This window comes from Comamonas sp. Z3, from assembly GCF_008121565.1.
In the GTDB taxonomy this organism is placed as follows: domain Bacteria; phylum Pseudomonadota; class Gammaproteobacteria; order Burkholderiales; family Burkholderiaceae_C; genus Comamonas; species Comamonas brasiliensis.
Window position 1 is genome coordinate 682874 of record NZ_VOQU01000001.1, and the last position, 17230, is coordinate 700103.

Annotated in this window: 9 protein-coding genes; all 9 read left to right on the forward strand. The window is 64.3% G+C overall.

The window, feature by feature from the left end:
- The first annotated feature begins 13 nt into the window (after positions 1-13).
- The 9 genes from purL to FSY59_RS03335 all read left to right on the forward strand — a co-directional run bounded on the left by purL (position 14) and on the right by FSY59_RS03335 (position 17210).
- Positions 14-4024, forward strand: coding sequence for a phosphoribosylformylglycinamidine synthase (purL, locus tag FSY59_RS03295; protein ID WP_148728449.1), 4011 nt, complete (start codon positions 14-16; stop codon positions 4022-4024).
- A 201-nt stretch (positions 4025-4225) separates the two neighbouring features.
- Entirely contained in the window at positions 4226-4735 is a 510-nt protein-coding gene (locus FSY59_RS03300) for a sigma-70 family RNA polymerase sigma factor (protein ID WP_003056515.1), read from the forward strand.
- Positions 4732-5784, forward strand: a complete 1053-nt coding sequence (locus FSY59_RS03305) for a FecR domain-containing protein (RefSeq protein ID WP_003056512.1) — start codon at positions 4732-4734, stop codon at positions 5782-5784. The genes FSY59_RS03300 and FSY59_RS03305 overlap by 4 nt, the downstream gene beginning before the upstream one ends.
- Before the next feature lie 487 nt (positions 5785-6271).
- Complete coding sequence (locus FSY59_RS03310) at positions 6272-8584, forward strand: TonB-dependent siderophore receptor (protein WP_003056509.1); 2313 nt, start codon at positions 6272-6274, stop codon at positions 8582-8584.
- A gap of 409 nt (positions 8585-8993) precedes the next feature.
- Positions 8994-10373, forward strand: coding sequence for an SWIM zinc finger family protein (locus FSY59_RS03315; RefSeq protein WP_080553903.1), 1380 nt, complete (start codon positions 8994-8996; stop codon positions 10371-10373).
- Entirely contained in the window at positions 10370-12121 is a 1752-nt protein-coding gene (locus tag FSY59_RS03320) for a DUF5691 domain-containing protein (RefSeq protein ID WP_003056504.1), read from the forward strand. The genes FSY59_RS03315 and FSY59_RS03320 overlap by 4 nt, the downstream gene beginning before the upstream one ends.
- A gap of 37 nt (positions 12122-12158) precedes the next feature.
- The gene (locus FSY59_RS03325) at positions 12159-13241 is read left to right on the forward strand and encodes an AAA family ATPase (protein ID WP_148728450.1); all 1083 of its coding nucleotides are present in this window, start codon (positions 12159-12161) and stop codon (positions 13239-13241) included.
- 169 nt (positions 13242-13410) lie between these two features.
- The gene (locus tag FSY59_RS03330; RefSeq protein WP_148728451.1) at positions 13411-16002 is read left to right on the forward strand and encodes a DUF5682 family protein; all 2592 of its coding nucleotides are present in this window, start codon (positions 13411-13413) and stop codon (positions 16000-16002) included.
- Between the two features lie 2 nt (positions 16003-16004).
- The gene (locus FSY59_RS03335; RefSeq protein ID WP_003056497.1) at positions 16005-17210 is read left to right on the forward strand and encodes a VWA domain-containing protein; all 1206 of its coding nucleotides are present in this window, start codon (positions 16005-16007) and stop codon (positions 17208-17210) included.
- The last annotated feature ends 20 nt before the right edge of the window (positions 17211-17230 follow it).

Sequence of the window (17230 nt, forward strand, 5' to 3'; positions counted from 1 at the left end):
AACAGGCCGCCACGTGACATTGCATCTGACACAGTTTGAGGGTGGAAACGCCCTGAGCTCGTTCCGCGCCCAACAGCTTCTGACCGATCTGGTCGCCATCCACCCCAAGATCACCGGCGTATCTGCACGCTTTGTGCACCTGGTTGCCACCGAGGGCGCAGTTGCGCCCGCATTGCAAGAGCGCCTTTCGGCGCTCTTGACTTATGGAGATCCCTACAAGGGCAGCACTGAAGGCCTGGCCTTCATCGTCACCCCCCGTCTGGGCACCATCTCGCCCTGGGCTTCCAAGGCCACCGATATCGCCCGCAACTGCGGCCTGAATGTGTTCCGTGTGGAACGCATGACCGAGTATCGCGTGGACATGAAGTCCGGCCTGCTGGGCGGCAAGCCCGAGCTGTCGACAGAGCAGACCGCTCAGATCGCCGCTTTGCTGCACGACCGCATGACCGAGTCCGTGTTTGCGACACGCGCAGAGGCCGAGCAACTGTTCACTACCCTGGCGGCACAGCCCATGGAGTTTGTGGATGTGCTGGGCGGTGGCCGCGCAGCGCTGGAAACCGCGAACAAGCAATGGGGACTGGCCCTGGCTGAAGACGAGATCGAGTACCTGGTCAACGCTTTCAACGACCTCAAGCGCAATCCCACGGACGTGGAGCTGATGATGTTTGCGCAGGCCAACTCCGAACACTGCCGCCACAAGATCTTCAACGCCAAGTTCACCATCGATGGCGTGGAGCAGGAAAAGTCGCTGTTCGGCATGATCCGCAATACCGAAGCCTGCTCGCCCCAGCACACCGTGGTGGCCTATGCCGACAACGCTTCCATCATGGAAGGCCATGAGGTCGAGCGATTTGTCGCCAAGTTCGATGCCAAGGCAGACGCAATCAGCGCGCCCAGCTATCAGAAGCAGGCGGCTACCAACCATGTGCTGATGAAGGTGGAAACACATAACCACCCCACGGCGATTTCGCCCTTCCCCGGCGCATCGACCGGCAACGGCGGCGAAATCCGTGACGAAGGCGCAACCGGCCGTGGCTCCAAGCCCAAGGCCGGCCTGACCGGCTTCACCGTCTCCAAGCTCTGGGGCAGCGAAGTGGGCAAGCCCGAGCACATCGCCAGCCCGCTGCAGATCATGATCGAAGGCCCTCTGGGCGGTGCGGCGTTCAACAACGAGTTCGGTCGTCCCAATCTGACCGGCTATTTCCGCGAGTACGAGCTGCAGGTCGGCGACATCACCCGTGGCTACCACAAGCCCATCATGATCGCCGGCGGCCTGGGCGTGATCGATTCCGAGCTGACCAAGAAGATCGAGTTCCCGGCGGGCACGCTGCTGATCCAGCTGGGCGGCCCCGGCATGCGCATCGGCATGGGCGGCGGTGCGGCAAGCTCCATGGCTTCGGGCACCAATGCCGCGGAACTGGACTTTGACTCGGTGCAGCGTGGCAATCCCGAGATCGAGCGCCGTGCGCAGGAAGTCATCAACCATTGCTGGCAGCAGGGCGCCGAGAACCCCATCCTGGCCATCCACGACGTAGGTGCCGGCGGTATCTCCAATGCCTTCCCCGAGCTGACCAACGATGCCGGGCGCGGTGCACGCTTTGACCTGCGTGCCGTCAAGCTCGAAGAGTCCGGCCTGTCGCCCAAGGAAATCTGGTCCAACGAATCGCAGGAGCGCTATGTGCTGGCCATCGCTCCCGAATCGCTGGAGCAGTTCACGGCCTTCTGCGAGCGCGAGCGCTGTCCGTTTGCCGTCATCGGCACGGCCACCGAAGAGCGCCAACTGGTGCTGGAGGACACGGCGGTCGAGTCCGGCGATCAGAAGTTCCCCGTGGACATGCCCATGAACGTGCTGCTGGGCAAGCCGCCCAAGGTGCACAAGGACGTGGCCAGCGTGGAGCGCGAGCTGCCCGCCATGGACCTGACCGGCGTGCCGCTGGAAAAGGCCGTGATCGAAGTGCTGGCCCACCCCACGGTGGCTTCCAAGCGCTTCCTGATCACCATCGGCGACCGCGCCGTCGGTGGCCTGACGCATCGTGACCAGATGGTCGGTCCCTGGCAGGTGCCTGTGGCCGACGTGGCCGTGACCCTGGCTGACTACAAGGGCTTCAAGGGTGAAGCCATGGCCATGGGCGAGCGCACACCGCTGGCCGCCATCAATGCGCCCGCCTCGGGCCGCATGGCCGTGGCCGAAGCCATCACCAATATGCTGGCTGCGCCCATCGAGCTGTCCAAGGTGAAGATGTCGGCCAACTGGATGGCCGCCTGCGGCGAAGCCGGTGAAGACGCTGCGCTGTACGCCACCGTCAAGGCCGTGGGCATGGAACTGTGCCCCGCGCTGAACATCTCGATTCCCGTGGGCAAGGACTCCCTGTCCATGCGCACCCAGTGGAGCGAGAACGGCCAGACCAAGAAGGTCACCTCGCCCGTGAGCCTGATCATCACCGGCTTTGCCGCTATCGACGATGTGCGCACCACGCTCACGCCCCAGCTCAACGCCGAGGTGGAAGACAGCACCCTGGTGCTGATCGACCTGGGCCGCGGCAAGATGCGCATGGGCGGCTCCATCATCGGTCAGGTGCTCAATCAGTCGGGCAACGAAGTGCCGGACCTGGACGAACCCAAGGATCTGATCGCCATGGTGGATGCAGTGAATGCACTGCGCGCCAAGGGACTGATCCTGGCCTACCACGACAGGGGCGACGGCGGCCTGCTGGCCACGGCCGCCGAAATGGCCTTTGCCGGCCATGTGGGTGTGGCCCTGAATGTGGACATGCTGATCACCGAAGGTGATGGCATCTCCGACAGCCGCATGGACAGCGGTGAAGGCAAGAACTGGGGCAAGCAGGTCTCCGGCCGTCGCGAAGACCTGACCTTGCGCGCGCTGTTCAATGAAGAGCTGGGCGCCGTGCTGCAGATCAGGACGCAAGACCGTGCCCAAGTGCTGCAGGTGCTGCGCGAACATGGCCTGATCCAGTGCAGCCATGTCATCGGCAAGACCCGTCCTGCCTCGTCCCCTGTGGACGCTGGCAAGGGCGAGCTGCAGGTGTGGCGCGATGCGAACAAGGTGTTCGGCGCAACCCTGTCCGATCTGCACCAGGTCTGGGATGCCGTGAGCTGGAAGATCACCCAGCAACGCGACAACCCCGTGTGCGCCGACAGCGAGCATGCGGCGGCGGGCGAACCCACCGACCCCGGCATGCATGTGCATCTGACGTTCGACCCCAAGGAGAACGTGGCAGCGCCCTTCATCAACGTGGCTGCCAAGCCTCGCGTGGCGGTGCTGCGCGAGCAGGGCGTGAACTCCCATGTGGAAATGGCCTACGCCTTCACCGAAGCCGGCTTTGATGCGGTGGACGTGCACATGAGCGACCTGCAGTCCGGCCGTGCGCAGCTCAAGGACTTCGCCGGTGTGGTGGCCTGCGGCGGCTTCAGCTATGGCGATACCCTGGGTGCGGGCATTGGCTGGGCGCGCTCCATCACCTTCAACGACCGTCTGTCCGAGCAGTTCCAGGCCTTCTTCGGTCGCAGCGACACCTTCGGCCTGGGCGTTTGCAACGGCTGCCAGATGTTCGCCGAGCTGGCCGACATCATCCCCGGTGCGCAGGATTGGCCGCGCTTCACGCAGAACCAGAGCAACCGCTTCGAGGCGCGTTTGAGCATGGTGGAAGTGCTGGAGTCGCCCAGCCTGTTCCTGCAAGGCATGGCCGGCTCCCGTCTGCCCATCGCGGTGGCGCACGGCGAGGGCTTTGCCAACTTCCAGTTCCGTGGCAATGCCCAGCAGGTGGTCAAGTCCATGCGCTATGTGGACAACCACGGCCAGCCTACCGAGCAGTATCCGTTCAACCCCAACGGCTCGGCTGGTGGCCTGACCGCAGTGACGACCGCCGATGGGCGTTTCACCGCGATGATGCCTCACCCCGAGCGCGTGTTCCGCAACGTGCAGATGAGCTGGACCTCGGGCGACAAGTCCGAATTCAGCCCCTGGATGCGCGTCTGGCGCAACGCCCGCAAGTGGCTGGGCTGATTCCCTGGCACTGCTAGTGCAATCAAAAGGCTCTGCATTCTGCAGAGCCTTTTTTCATGGAAGTTCGGGCGGGCTCCTGCGTGGCGCCGAGGCGCTGCCCGGTATGAGCGCTGGCAGGGCCTGCATCTGGATACAATCTAAATGATAATCACTATTGATTGAGTCCTTCCAAGGAATCTCGAAAGAGAGCTGAAACCCGCCATGCCAACTAGCACCAGTCCCCTGCACCAGGAGGTTGCCCGTCTCTATACCGAGCACCACGGCTGGTTGCACGGCTGGCTGCGAAGAAGACTCGGCGACGTGCATCAGGCGGGCGATCTGGCGCATGACACGTTCCTGCGCTTGCTGGCGCGTCAGGAGCCGGTATCGGCTCGCGAGCCCAAGGCCTTCCTGACCACGGTGGCGCAGCGCGTGCTCGCCAATCATTACCGTCGCCAGCAACTGGAGCGCGCCTATCTCGAGGCATTGGCTCAGTTGCCGCCGGTTCTGGCGCCATCCCCCGAGGAGCGGGCTTTGCTGCTCGAAGCGCTGGACGAAATCGATCGCATGCTTGATGGCCTTGCTGTGCCGGTACGCCAGGCTTTTCTGCTGTCCCAGCTCGACGGCATGAAGCAGGCCGAGATTGCCCAGGAACTGGGGATCTCGATCACCACGGTCAAGCGCTACCTGATGCAGGCCGGCATGCGCTGCTTTGCGGCGGTAGCCGCATGAATGAGCAGCGGCTTTCCTCTGCCGAAACGGAGATCTCTGCACAAGGCTTGCCGGCAACGGCGCCAGACGTCCCAGCAGACCTGGCCAGGCAGGCCGTCGAGTGGTGGCTTCAGTTGCAGGAGGAGCCGGACAGCGCCCTGCTGCAGTCGCAGTGGCATGCCTGGCGTGCTCAGGACCCCTTGCACGAGCAGGCCTGGCAGCGCATCCAGGCTGTGCAGCAGCGCCTGCAAGGTCTGGGTGACACGCCGCTTGCGGCGCTGGCGCGCTCCGCGCTGGTATCCAGGCGTGGCGGGGATCGACGTCGTGCGGTGCAGGCCCTGCTGCTGCTGGTGCTTGGCGGTGGCGCGGCCTGGCAGATGGAGGCACACCTGCCTTGGCGCAATTGGGTCGCCGATGTGCGTACGGCGCGTGGTGAGCGCCGCCGTTTGACCCTGCCAGACGGCACGCGACTGGTGCTGAACGGTGGCAGCGCGCTGGATATTGCCTTTGGCGCTACCGAGCGGCGGTTGCTGCTGCGGGCAGGTGATATCCATGTGGTGACTGCAGCAGATTCGCAGCAGCCAGCAAGGCCTCTGGTCGTGCAGACCGAGGCGGGCGAGATGTGGCCTCTGGGTACCCGCTTTACCGTGAATGTCGCCGAAGGACAGCGCAGTCTGGTCGCCGTCTATGAAGGGGCGGTGCGGCTGCGGCCACGGCTGCAGCCGCAGCAAGAGCGCGTGCTGCCGGCCGGGCAGCAGGCCTGGCTCGATATGCAAGGAGTGGCTGCTGCCGTGCCGGCATACGAGGAGCAGTCGGCCTGGATTGACGGCATGCTGGTGGCGCGCAATATGCGCCTGGATGCCGTGCTGCAGGCACTGCAGCCCGCCACCACTGTTTCCCTGGTTTGCCATCCTGCGGTAGCGGGTCTCAAAGTCTCCGGTACCTACCCCCTGGATGACGTGCCGCGCATCATGGCCACTCTGGGCACCTTGCTGCAGCTGCAAGTGCGCTCCATGCGCCGCTGGTGGGGAGGGCAGGAGCTGGCCATCGGCCCCATGGGGGCACTTTAGGCTGGTTGCCGAGGCTGGCTTGCACGGATTCATGCCTTTTCAAAATAAATAGCGCATTCCGCTTTATATGCCTGCATTTCAGATTGAAAAGGTATTGAAATCTACACAGAACAGGCGGTATGTGCTATTTATTTTGTTATTTCACTGCCTGGAGCATTCAATGAGGGCCGGAGCCTGACCCCTGGTCTTTCAAATTTTTTGGTTCCAACGTGGTCTGTTTTCCCGCTTCGCGGGACATGCAGGAAGAGGGCGGTTTCGCATCGCCCGGGCTGATCTGTTTCGTTGCCGGAACGGGTTGTGTATTCCTTGCTTCTTGGGGCTGCGGCCCTTGATCTCCATGGCCTTTACTACGCCGACTTCCCTGGTATCTTTTGCTTCCTTGTCCTGTGTTTCAGGCGCCTCAGAGGGCGCAGGACTGGCTCCCACGGCCTCGGCTCGTGCCGTCCGCCTGCTGGCATGCACTCTGGCTGCTGCAGCATGGACGGGCATGCCGTCCCTGGCCATCGCCCAGAGCGGCGTGTCTGCAGGAGTTGCAGCCGAGGCCGGTAACGATGAGGTTCGTGACTATCGCATTCCCTCAGGCTCACTGGATGAGGTGCTGAATCGCTTTGGTCGTGAATCAGGCCTGTTGCTGTCGTTCACGCAGGACCAGGTCCAGGGCTTGAGCAGCCCTGGCTTGCACGAGCGTGCCACGGCGCAGCAGGCCCTCAATCGCCTGCTCGCCGGCACCGGTCTGGTGGCTCAGCGTTCGCCGCAAGGTGCCTTGCTGCTGCGCAAGATGGGGCAGCCTGTATCGGACGGTGCAGCGGCGTTGTCCGAAGTGACCGTGACCTCGAAATACGATGCGGCCATGAGCGGCTATGCGGCCAACGACCGCCCGATGGCCACCAAGCTGGGCAGCACGCTGATGGAAACACCGCGTTCCGTCTCCATCGTGAGCCAGGAACAGATCAAGAACCAGGCGCCCAAGAGCATCGAGCAGGCACTGTCGTATACGGCCGGCGTCACCACGGAGGTGACGGGAGCCGACCTGCGCATGACGGGTGCCATCATTCGGGGATTCAGCGACGGCAGCTCCTACTACAAGGACGGGCTGCGCCAGTTTTCGGCCGGCACCTACGGGTCGTGGAATGATGAGATCGACGAACTCGAGAGCATCGAGGTCATCAAGGGACCGGCCTCGGTGCTCTTTGGGCAGGGGCGGCCCGGCGGCGTGATCAATGTGGTGTCCAAGAAGCCCGAAGCCGATCATGTCAACAGCGTCGGCATCTCCTACGGCCGATACCAGCGTGCCCAGCTGACGGCCGACCTGGGCGGCGCCCTGAGTGAAAGCGGTGATGTGCTTTATCGGCTCAACCTCAAGGGGCGCGACAGCAATAGTCGTACCGTGGGTTCGCGTGACGACCGCATCTCCATCGCTCCTTCGCTGCGCTGGAACCTGTCCGCCCAGACGCATCTGACTCTGCTCGGAAGCTACTCACGCGAGCGGGGCACGCCCAAGTCCTGGTGGCCCAGTCTGTTCACCTACCCCCAGATCAAGAACCTGTCATCCAGGCTGACCGCTGGTGATCCGGCATTTGACCGTTTCGACCGCAACACCAAGTCGATAGGCTATGAGTTCGGACACCTGATGGACAGCGGCTGGCAGCTCTCGCAGAACCTGCGCTATTCCACCATCGATATCGACTACCGTCACATCTATGCCATGGACGTGCTGGCCGACGGCCACAGCATCTCGCGCGCCAATCTGGCCCAGCGCACCAAGGGCAAGACTCTGGCCATGGACAGCCGCGTGCAGAAAGACTTGCGCTGGGGTGAGTTGCAGCACCGCCTGGCTTTCGGTCTGGACCATACGCGGTACAGGGAACGTGGCGGCCTGGGTTTTGGCTGGGATGTACCCGATCTGGATCTGAATGCCCCGCTATACGGCCAGTCCATCGCCATGCCCGAGCTGGAGGACAGCCACTCCAACCTGCGCCAGACCGGCATCTACACGCTCAACCAGCTGCAGTACGGGCGCTGGATTGCCAATCTGAGTCTGCGCCACGATACGGCCCGCACCACGCAGAACAGCATCACGCAGCCGCGTATCAGCGATAGCGACACAACGGGCAGCGCCGGCCTGCTCTACCAGTTCGAAAGCGGCTGGGCACCCTATGCGAGCTATGCCACCTCGTTCGATCCGACCACCGGCCTGGCTTATGACGGCAGCGCGTTTGTCCCGCGTCGCGGCAAGCAGTACGAGGTGGGCGTGAAGTACCAGCCCGCAGGCAGCAGCACGCTGATCACCGCTTCGGTCTTCGATCTGCGCCAGAGCAATGTGATCACGCAGGACCCGGCCCATCCGCGCTTCAGCATCCAGACCGGCGAAGTGCGCTCCACCGGCCTGGAGCTGGAAGCGCGCATCGGCCTGACGCGAGAACTCAGCAGCCTGTTGAGCTACACCTGGCTGGACCCTCGGACCACGCAAAGCACCCGCGCCGCCGAAGTGGGACGCCAGACCCTGCAGACCACGCGCCATGCGGCCAGCATCTGGCTGGACTACCGCCCGCGCGCTTTCCCCGGTCTGATGCTGGCCGGCGGTGTGCGCTACAAAGGTCGTTCGCCCTACAACGTGGCATCGGATGGCCGTCTGAACTTCAACGACGCGGTCACCGTGGCCGACCTGGCCGTGGCCTACGACACGCCCAGATACCGCATTGCGCTGAACATCAACAACCTGTTCAACAAGACCTATTTCGCGGGCATCTTCCGCGGTGTCGACCGCGAGGCCAATCTGAGCGTCAAATACTATTGGTAAGCAAAAGTAGCAAGCATGTCATGGCTTGGCTGCTGCGGAGTCGGTACTTGCATCTGCAGCAGCGTCGGCGGATTGAATGATTGCCGGGAACAGCAGCGCCGTAGCTTGGCGGGGAGGCCGGTTGATGCATGTCACCCGGCTTCTTGATGATCTGATTTTTTGCACGTTTTCATCGGCACAGCGCCATGGCGATGATAGGCTGACGCATTGCGCGCAACGGTTTGCGCGGTCTGTCAAACCACAGTTTTGCCGCGCTGAAAGCACCGTTTCAGCAAAGTGCGGACGAGGTTTTCCGAGGGTAGTCTCGCACTCGCCCTTGGTGTGTAAGCGCCTCGAACTATCAAGATATTGCGTCGATTCGGGACGGGAGACATTGGTGTCGCGTGTATTAGCAACGGAAGCGGAAGTTTTGGCACTGTCGCCGGATGCTGCGTCATCCAAGGCGGCCAAGGGACTGCAGTCCCTGAGCAAATGGCCGAACACAGGCTGCAATGATGCTGCGGTCTGGGGGGAATGCCAGGGCAGCGGCAGCAAGCCGTATCAGACTCAGGTCGATCTGAGCGGGCCGGCCTTCAAGTGCTCCTGCCCCAGCCGCAAGTTCCCCTGCAAGCACGGGCTGGCGCTGATGCTGCTGCGCGCAGGCGGCCAGGTGCCGGAGGGCGGCGAGCCCCCGGAATGGGTCAGCAACTGGCTGGGTGGTCGTCTGCAAAAAGCCGAGCAGAAAGAGGCCAAGGCGGCCGCCATTGCCGCTGCGCCAGTTGCGGATCAGGAGGCTCTGGCCAGACAGCAGGCCAAGCGCGAGGACAAGCGCTGGGACAAGGTTGCTGGTGGCATGCAGGAACTGTCGCTATGGATGCAGGACATGGTGCGCACCGGCCTGGCCAATCAGGCCGGCGACAGCCAGACGCGCCAGCACTGGAACACCATGGCGGCACGCATGGTGGATGCCCAGGCCACGGGCATGGCAGCGCGTATCAGGGAAGCCTGGGAGCTGGTGGACAGCCACCCGACCTGGCCGCGTGACCTGCTGGTGCAGCTTGGCCATTGGCAGCTGCTGGTGGACGCGGTGCAGCGGCGTGACTCGCTGAGCCCCGAGGTGAAGGCCGACGTCATGGCTGCCCTGGGCTGGCCCATGGACAAGGCCGAAGTACAGGCCCGTGGCGAGACCATCAGCGACGATTGGCGGGTGCTGGGTCAGCGCCTGATCGAGCGCGAGGGGCGCCTGCTGGAGCGTCGCGTCTGGTTGCAGGGCCTCAATACCGGCCGCACGGCACTGATGCTGGACTATGCCCAGGGCGGGCGCGGGTTCGAGACGGCCTGGGTTAGCGGCGGCACTTACCGTACAGCCTTGAGCTTCTACCCTGGCAGGGCGAGCCTGCGGGCGGTCGCCGCCAATGGGGTTGAAGCACTTGACAGCTGCGATGATGCAGCCCTGACGGTCAAGGCTTTGGGCGAACCGTTGCTGAAACTGGGCGAGCGCATTGCCGCCAATGCGCTGCAGCCGGTGCAGCCGCTGTGGTGTGCGAATGCCCAGCTGCTGTATGTAGAGGGGCAATGGCTGGTGGGCTGGCCCACAGGACAGAGCCAGCCGGCGCCGGTGCCTGCGGTGATTGCCGATGACGAAGCCTGGCGGCTGCTGGCGCTGAGCGGCGGCACACCTCTGGCCCTGTTTGGCGAGTGGGAGTCCGGGCCGCAACTGGGGCGCTGGCGCTTGCTCAGTGCCTGGCAGCAGGCTGCTGACAGCCAGGCCTTGTCCCCCATCTGGCAGAACCAAGGAGAGATGCGATGAGCAGCGCCAATTTATGGGCTGCGCTGCAGCAGTCCAGTCTGGTCGGCGCGGACAGGCTGGCCGTGCCTGCGGTGTTGACCGCACAGGTCGATTCCGCAGCCAGCCCCGGTTTTCAGGCCATGCAAGCCGCCTGGCAGCAGCCGGCTGCATCAACGGCTGCACAGTTGCTGAGGGCCAGCGCCGTCGCCGCCGTCTTGGAGCGGGCGGGCTGGCAACCCGGTGCGCAGGTTCGGCTCGGCGCACCTTTGAGCTTCCCGGCATTGCCTGCCGACGAGTCTCGCCGCGGGCCCGAGGATGAGCGCTTGCATGGCCTGATGCGTGATGTGCTGCAGCATGGGCCCGAGAACATGCTGGCTCCCATGTTTCATGCCCTCGATCAGGCTGGACAGCGCTTGCCTTATGCGCTCCTGGTCGAAGCTTTGAACGAAGGCCGCCGCTCTGTGGAGCTGCGCACCTGGCTGACGCCGGTGCTGGGGGAGCGAGGCCGCTGGCTGGCCGGGCTCAACCCGCAATGGAGCTATGCCAGCGGCGTGCAGGAGACGGCCAATGCCGAGCTGATCTGGCAGGAGGGCTCCATCGAGCAGCGCGTGGCGCTGCTGCACAGCGAACGTGAGACCGGTGCCGACCAGGCGCGCGCCAGACTGGAAGCCAGCTTGAAGGAGCTCAATGCCAAGGAGCGTGCGCCCATGGTGCTGGCCCTGGGCGTGGGACTGTCCATGGCGGACGAGCCGCTGCTGGAAAAGCTGCTGACCGATCGCAGCAAGGAGGTGCGCGAGAACGCGGCCCGTCTGCTGTCGCGTCTGCCGCAAAGCGCGCACAGCCTGCGCATCACGGGCTGGCTGCAGTCCATGCTGAGCCGCAATGCCAAGGGCGAGTGGCAGATCGAGCCGCCCGAGGAGGGCAGCAAGGACTGGGAGCGCGACGGCATTGCGCTGCAGCCGCCAGCCTATATCAAGGGCATGAAAGCCTGGTGGCTGCAGCAGATGGTGGAGCTTGCGCCCCTCGATTTCTGGCTGCAGACCCTGGAGATGACGCCCGAGCAGCTCTGGGACTGGAGCCGCCGCAGCGACTGGAAGACCGCTTTGCGCCAGGGCTGGCTGGCGGCCCTGCGCGATCAGCCCGATGTGCGCTGGATTGCGCTGCTGCAGACCATGGAGCGCGATTCACGAGCCCAGGCGTTGCTGTCGGCCCTGCTGGACCGGCTGAGCCAGCAGGAGCGCGAGGCGCTGTGGCAGACGCAGTTGCAGCAGGCCAAGGGCAGCCTGGTGGACCGCATCAACACCATCGAGAGCAGCATGCCCGTGGTTGGCGTGTTTTCTCAATCCATGTCTGAGCCCTTGATGGACGCACTGGACAAGGCGCTGGGCGGCAAGCAGGCCACAGGCAGCTGGCATAGCTGGCAGGCCGATCAGGCCGTGCTGGCCTGCGCGCGCCGCCTGCATCCGGCCGTTCTGCCGCGCTTTGTGCGGCTCTGGCGTCAGCCTCCACAGGCTGAGGAACTTGCCGTGCCGCAGCCCGAGGCAGCAGCCCCGTCAGGGCTGACCGGGCTCTGGAAAAAGCTGGTATCCAAGGTGGCCGATGCGACCGAAGAGGTCGCCGCAGTGGCTGCGCAAAGCACCCTGACGCCCGAACAGCAGGCGCGGCTGGAGCGCGCCCGTCTGCGCCCCTGGGATGACGAGCGCGTGCTCGAGCAACTCAACCGTATCGTCGATCTGCGCCTGGCCCTGCATGCCGCACTGGGCGCCTAAGCCTTCGAATTTTTCTGCATTCAACCCGAAAGTCATCATGAGCCAAGTACTACGTCAGCACGCCGAGGTGCAATTTGCCGAAGAACTCGATGCCCTGCAGAAGGTGGACGACCGTCCGCGCCCGCCCAACTGGAAGCTCTCGCCCTGGGCCGTGCTCCAGTATCTGATGGGTGGCAAGCTCAGCAACGGGTTTGAGCTCAGCCCCAAGTACATCGGCAATCCGCGCCTGATGGAGATTGCCGTTTCCACGCTGGCCACCGACCGAGCCTTGCTGCTGTACGGCGTGCCCGGCACGGCCAAGTCCTGGGTCTCCGAGCATCTGTCGGCGGCCGTGAGCGGCGATTCGACCATGCTGATCCAGGGCACGGCCGGCACCAGCGAGGAGCAGCTGCGCTATGGCTGGAACTATGCCCAGTTGCTGGCCCATGGCCCGTCCGAGAAAGCGCTGATTCCCAGCCCGCTGGTCAACGCCATGAAGCTGGGCAAGATCGCGCGCATCGAGGAGCTCACACGTATTCCCGCCGATGTGCAGGACACGCTGATCACCGTGCTGTCCGAAAAGACGCTGCCCGTGCCGGAGCTGTCCATGGAGTTCCTGGCCGTGCAGGGCTTTTCGGTCATTGCCACGGCCAATAACCGCGACAAGGGCGTCAACGAGTTGTCGAGCGCACTGAAGCGCCGCTTCAACACCGTGGTGCTGCCTGTACCTGCCTCGCAGGACGAGGAGGTGCAGATCGTCACCAAGCGCGTGGCCGAGCAGGGGCGGGCGCTGCAGCTGCCGACCGAGCCGCCCGCGCTGCAAGAGGTGCGCCGCGTGGTGCAGATCTTCCGCGAGTTGCGCCACGGCCAGACCGAGGACGGCAAGACCGTGCGCGTGAAGTCGCCCAGCTCCACGCTGTCCACGGCGGAGGCCATCTCGGTCATCAACAGCGGCATGGCGCTGGCCGGCCATTTCGGCGATGGCGTGCTGCGCGCGGCCGATGTGGCCTCGGGCCTGCTGGGAGCCGTGATCAAGGACCCGGTGCAGGACACGGTGGTGTGGAAGGAATATCTGGAGACCGTGGTCAAGGAGCGTAGCGACTGGAAGGATCTGTACCGCGCCTGCCGCGAGCAACTGTGAGTTGTGCTGCAGCGAATACAGCTCTTGATACGTCGTTGCATCACCTCGCCTTAGCGTTGCTACTGTCTTCGGTGATGACGCCTCGTCTCAACCGCCCATCTGTGATGGGCTGAGCTGTCTTCACAGCCAGAGACCTTGCTATCCCTTTCTTGAGCCCTCTGACAAGCCCATGGCCACTTCCGCTGATTCTGTTCATTTCTTTGGCATACGCCATCACGGCCCGGGCTGCGCTCGCAGTCTGCTGCAGGCGCTTGAGGCCCTGCAGCCCGATTGCCTGCTGGTGGAAGGCCCGCCCGAGGGGGAGGCGCTGCTGCCGATGCTGCAAAGTGCCGAGCTGCGCCCGCCCGTGGCCATGCTGGTCTATATGCAGGACGAGCCCAGCCAGGCCGCGTTTTATCCGTTTGCCGAGTTTTCACCCGAATGGCAGGCATTGCAGTGGGCCATTCGCCAGGGTGTTGCCACGCGTTTTATCGACCTGCCGCAGACCCATGGCATGGCCATCGAGTTTGCGCGCCGCGAGGCGCTCAAAAAGGCGGCGCAAGAGGCTGAGGATGCCGATGAAGCAGCGCAGCCAGCGGATGCCGAGGACGGAGCAAACGATGCGGGGCAGGAGCCGGATGCGGCACCGGCCGAGGCGCTTGCCGATATGCAGGATGGCGACGGGCATGAGCAGCCTCAAGAGGTCCCGGCAAACGCTGCCTGGCATCTGCACCGCGATCCGCTGGACTGGCTGGCCCATGCCGCAGGCTTTGACGACGGCGAGAGCTGGTGGAACCGTCTGGTCGAGGAGCGCGGCGACAGCGAAGCACTGTTTGAAAGCATTGGCGAGGTGATGGCGGCAGCTCGCGAAGAACTGTCCAAGGACGGCGAACATTGGCGCGGCGAGGAATACATGAAGCGCGAGGCACTGCGCGAAGCCCATATGCGCCAGTGCATCCGCGAGGCGAGCAAGGCTGGCCACCAGCGCATTGCCGTGGTCTGCGGTGCCTGGCATGTGCCGGCCCTCAGGGCCAGCGTGACGGCCAAGGCCGACAGCGCCCTGCTCAAGGGCCTGCCCAAGGCCAAGGTGCTGGCGACCTGGGCCCCCTGGACTTATCGAAACCTGGCCAGCAGCAGCGGCTATGGTGCGGGTGTGACTTCGCCGGGCTGGTACCAGCATCTGTGGCAGTGCTATCAGTCGTCCTCGGATTTGGAGTCAAATCAGCCTCAAACACTTGATGGTAAAGCGCAAGCCGCTATCCAAAACGTGGTTTCTCCGGCCACGCTGCGTACAGCTGGCTGGCTGACGCGCGTGGCCCATCTGCTGCGCGACAAGGACCTGGACTGCTCCAGCGCCCACATCATCGAGGCGACGCGGCTGTCCGAGAGTCTGGCGGCGCTGCGCGGCCAGCCCGTGCCCGGCCTGGACGAAATCAACGAGGCCATCGTCACCGTGATCTGCATGGGCGAGGACGCACCGCTCAGGTTGATCGACGAGGAACTGACCGTCGGTCATGTGCTGGGCCAGGTGCCTGCCGATGTTCCCCAGGTGCCGCTGCAGCGTGATATCGAGCAGCAGCAGAAGTCGCTGCGTCTCAAGCCCGAGGCGGCAAGCAAGCTGCTGGCGCTGGATTTGCGCAAGGACACGGATCTTGCACGCAGCCATTTTCTGCACCGTCTGCGCCTGCTCGGCATTGAATGGGGAGTGCGCGCCACCGATGCCCAGCGCAACCGGGGCACCTTCCGCGAAAGCTGGCAACTGCAGTGGGAGCCTGAGCTGGCGGTGCGCATCATCGAGGCCAGCGTGCATGGCGCGACCGTGGCCCAGGCCGCCACGGCCAGGCTGCGCTCCAGCCTGACGCCCGAGACCTCGCTGCCCGAAATCGCGCAGGCCATCGATGATGCACTGCTGGCCGATTTACCGCAGCTGGTCGAGGCCCTGATCGTCACGCTGGCACAGCGTGCAGCCACCACGGGCGATGTGGCCCAGCTGCTGCAGGCCTTGCCGCCGCTGGCCAATGTCTATCGCTACGGCAGCGTGCGCCAGACCGATACCGCCTTGCTGGCCGGCGTGATCGATTCGCTGGTGCTGCGCGCCGCCATCGGCCTGCCTGTTGCCTGCATGGCCATGGATGAGGATGCTGCGGCCGCCATGAAGACCAAGGTGCTGGCGGCGCATGAGGCACTGCGGCTGCGCACCAGCAACGGCGAGGCGCAGCAGGCGGTGGATGCCTGGCGCCTGGCACTGCGCAGCCTGGCCATGGGGGATGCCGCAGCGGCACTGCTGCGCGGCATGGCCTGTCGTTTGCTGCTGGACGAGCAGTTGCTGGAAAGCGCTGAAATCGTGCGTCAGTTCAACCGCAATCTTTCGCTGGGCGCGGCGCCCATGGATGTGGCCGCCTGGCTGGACGGTTTCCTGAACCAGCAGGCGCTGGTGCTGCTGCATGACGAGTCCATCTGGGGTGCTGTCGATGCCTGGCTCAGCGGTCTGGGCGAGGTGCAGTTTGCACAGATTCTGCCGTTGGTGCGACGCAGCTTCTCGACCTTCAGCAATCACGAGCGGCAAAGCCTGGGTGACAAGGTCAAGCGAACGCCTGTGGGGGGCGCTGCGGCACCTAGCCCTGCCGTGGGCGCTGCGGACGATGCTGCGCCCTGGGATGAGTCGCGTGCCTTGCTGGCCTTGCCCATGCTCAATGAGTTGCTGGGCTTGAATCTGCCTCAGGCGCTGATGGGACAAGCCCAAACAGCTACCGATTTTGATGCGGCTGCGGCCAAGGTGTGACGATGAAGCAAACAGCAAATTTGGCGACCGAGCCGCAACAGGAGTCCGAAGAGCTGCAGCCCACTACGCGGCTGCAGCGCTGGCGCATGGTGCTGGGTAGCCCCGCTGACGCCAGTTGCGGCGGTGTGACGGGCCGCTTGCAGGAGATGGACCAGGCGCTGGCCGCCTTGTATGAGGAAGACAGCAAGCTGGCATCGCGCAAGGGCGGACGCGGCAACTCCTCGCCCTCGGTATCGCGCTGGCTGGGGGATATCCGCAAATACTTTCCGAGCCAGGTCGTGCAGGTCATGCAGCGCGATGCCATGGAGCGCCTGAATCTGCGCGAGCTGCTGCTGCAGCCCGAGATGCTGGAGAACGTGCAGCCCGATGTGCATCTGGTGGCGGACCTTATTTCGCTGGGCTCGGTGATTCCGCAGAACACCAAGGCCACGGCGCGGCTGGTGGTGCGCAAGGTGGTGGACGAGCTGATGAAAAAGCTCGAGGAGCCCATGCGCAGTGCCGTGGCCGGGGCGCTGGATCGCAGCCAGCGCAACCGACGCCCGCGCCATGCCGAGATCGATTGGAATCGCACCATACGCGCCAACCTGCGCCATTGGCAGCCCGAATACAAGACCATTGTTCCGGAGACGCTGATTGGCTATGGGCGCAAGGCGCGCCGCCCGCAGCGCGAGGTGATCCTGTGCATTGACCAGAGCGGCTCCATGGCCAACTCGGTGGTCTATTCCAGCATCTTTGGTGCGGTGATGGCCAGTCTGCCGGCGGTGGCCACCAAGCTGGTGGTGTTTGATACGGCCGTGGTCGACCTGACGGAAAAACTCGACGATCCCGTCGATGTGCTGTTTGGTGTGCAACTGGGCGGTGGCACAGATATCAATGGTGCGGTCGGCTATTGTCAGGGGCTGATCAGCGAGCCGCGCAACAGCATTCTGGTGCTGATCTCCGACCTCTACGAAGGCGGTGTGGAGTCGGGCCTGCTGCGCCGCGCCAACGAGCTGGTGGAAGCCGGCGTGCAGTTCATCACGCTGCTGGCGCTCAGCGACGAGGGAGCTCCGGCCTATGACGCGGAACTGGCGGCCAAGCTGGCGGCATTGGGCGTGCCCTCGTTTGCCTGCACCCCCGATGCCTTTCCGCAGCTCATGGCAGCGGCCATCCGCCGCGACGATGTGGCCGCCTGGGCGGCGACGCAGGGCTTCAAGACCAGCAAATAGGAAGACTGCCGGAAGAAGAC

Excerpts from the sequence above, each read along its gene's own strand:
- FSY59_RS03335 (WP_003056497.1), top strand. The coding sequence starts at position 16,005 with ATGAAGCAAACAGCAAATTTGGCGACCGAGCCGCAACAGGAGTCCGAA.
- FSY59_RS03300 (WP_003056515.1), top strand. The coding sequence starts at position 4,226 with ATGCCAACTAGCACCAGTCCCCTGCACCAGGAGGTTGCCCGTCTCTAT.
- FSY59_RS03325 (WP_148728450.1), top strand. The coding sequence starts at position 12,159 with ATGAGCCAAGTACTACGTCAGCACGCCGAGGTGCAATTTGCCGAAGAA.
- FSY59_RS03320 (WP_003056504.1), top strand. The coding sequence starts at position 10,370 with ATGAGCAGCGCCAATTTATGGGCTGCGCTGCAGCAGTCCAGTCTGGTC.
- FSY59_RS03330 (WP_148728451.1), top strand. The coding sequence starts at position 13,411 with ATGGCCACTTCCGCTGATTCTGTTCATTTCTTTGGCATACGCCATCAC.
- FSY59_RS03310 (WP_003056509.1), top strand. The coding sequence starts at position 6,272 with ATGCCGTCCCTGGCCATCGCCCAGAGCGGCGTGTCTGCAGGAGTTGCA.
- FSY59_RS03305 (WP_003056512.1), top strand. The coding sequence starts at position 4,732 with ATGAATGAGCAGCGGCTTTCCTCTGCCGAAACGGAGATCTCTGCACAA.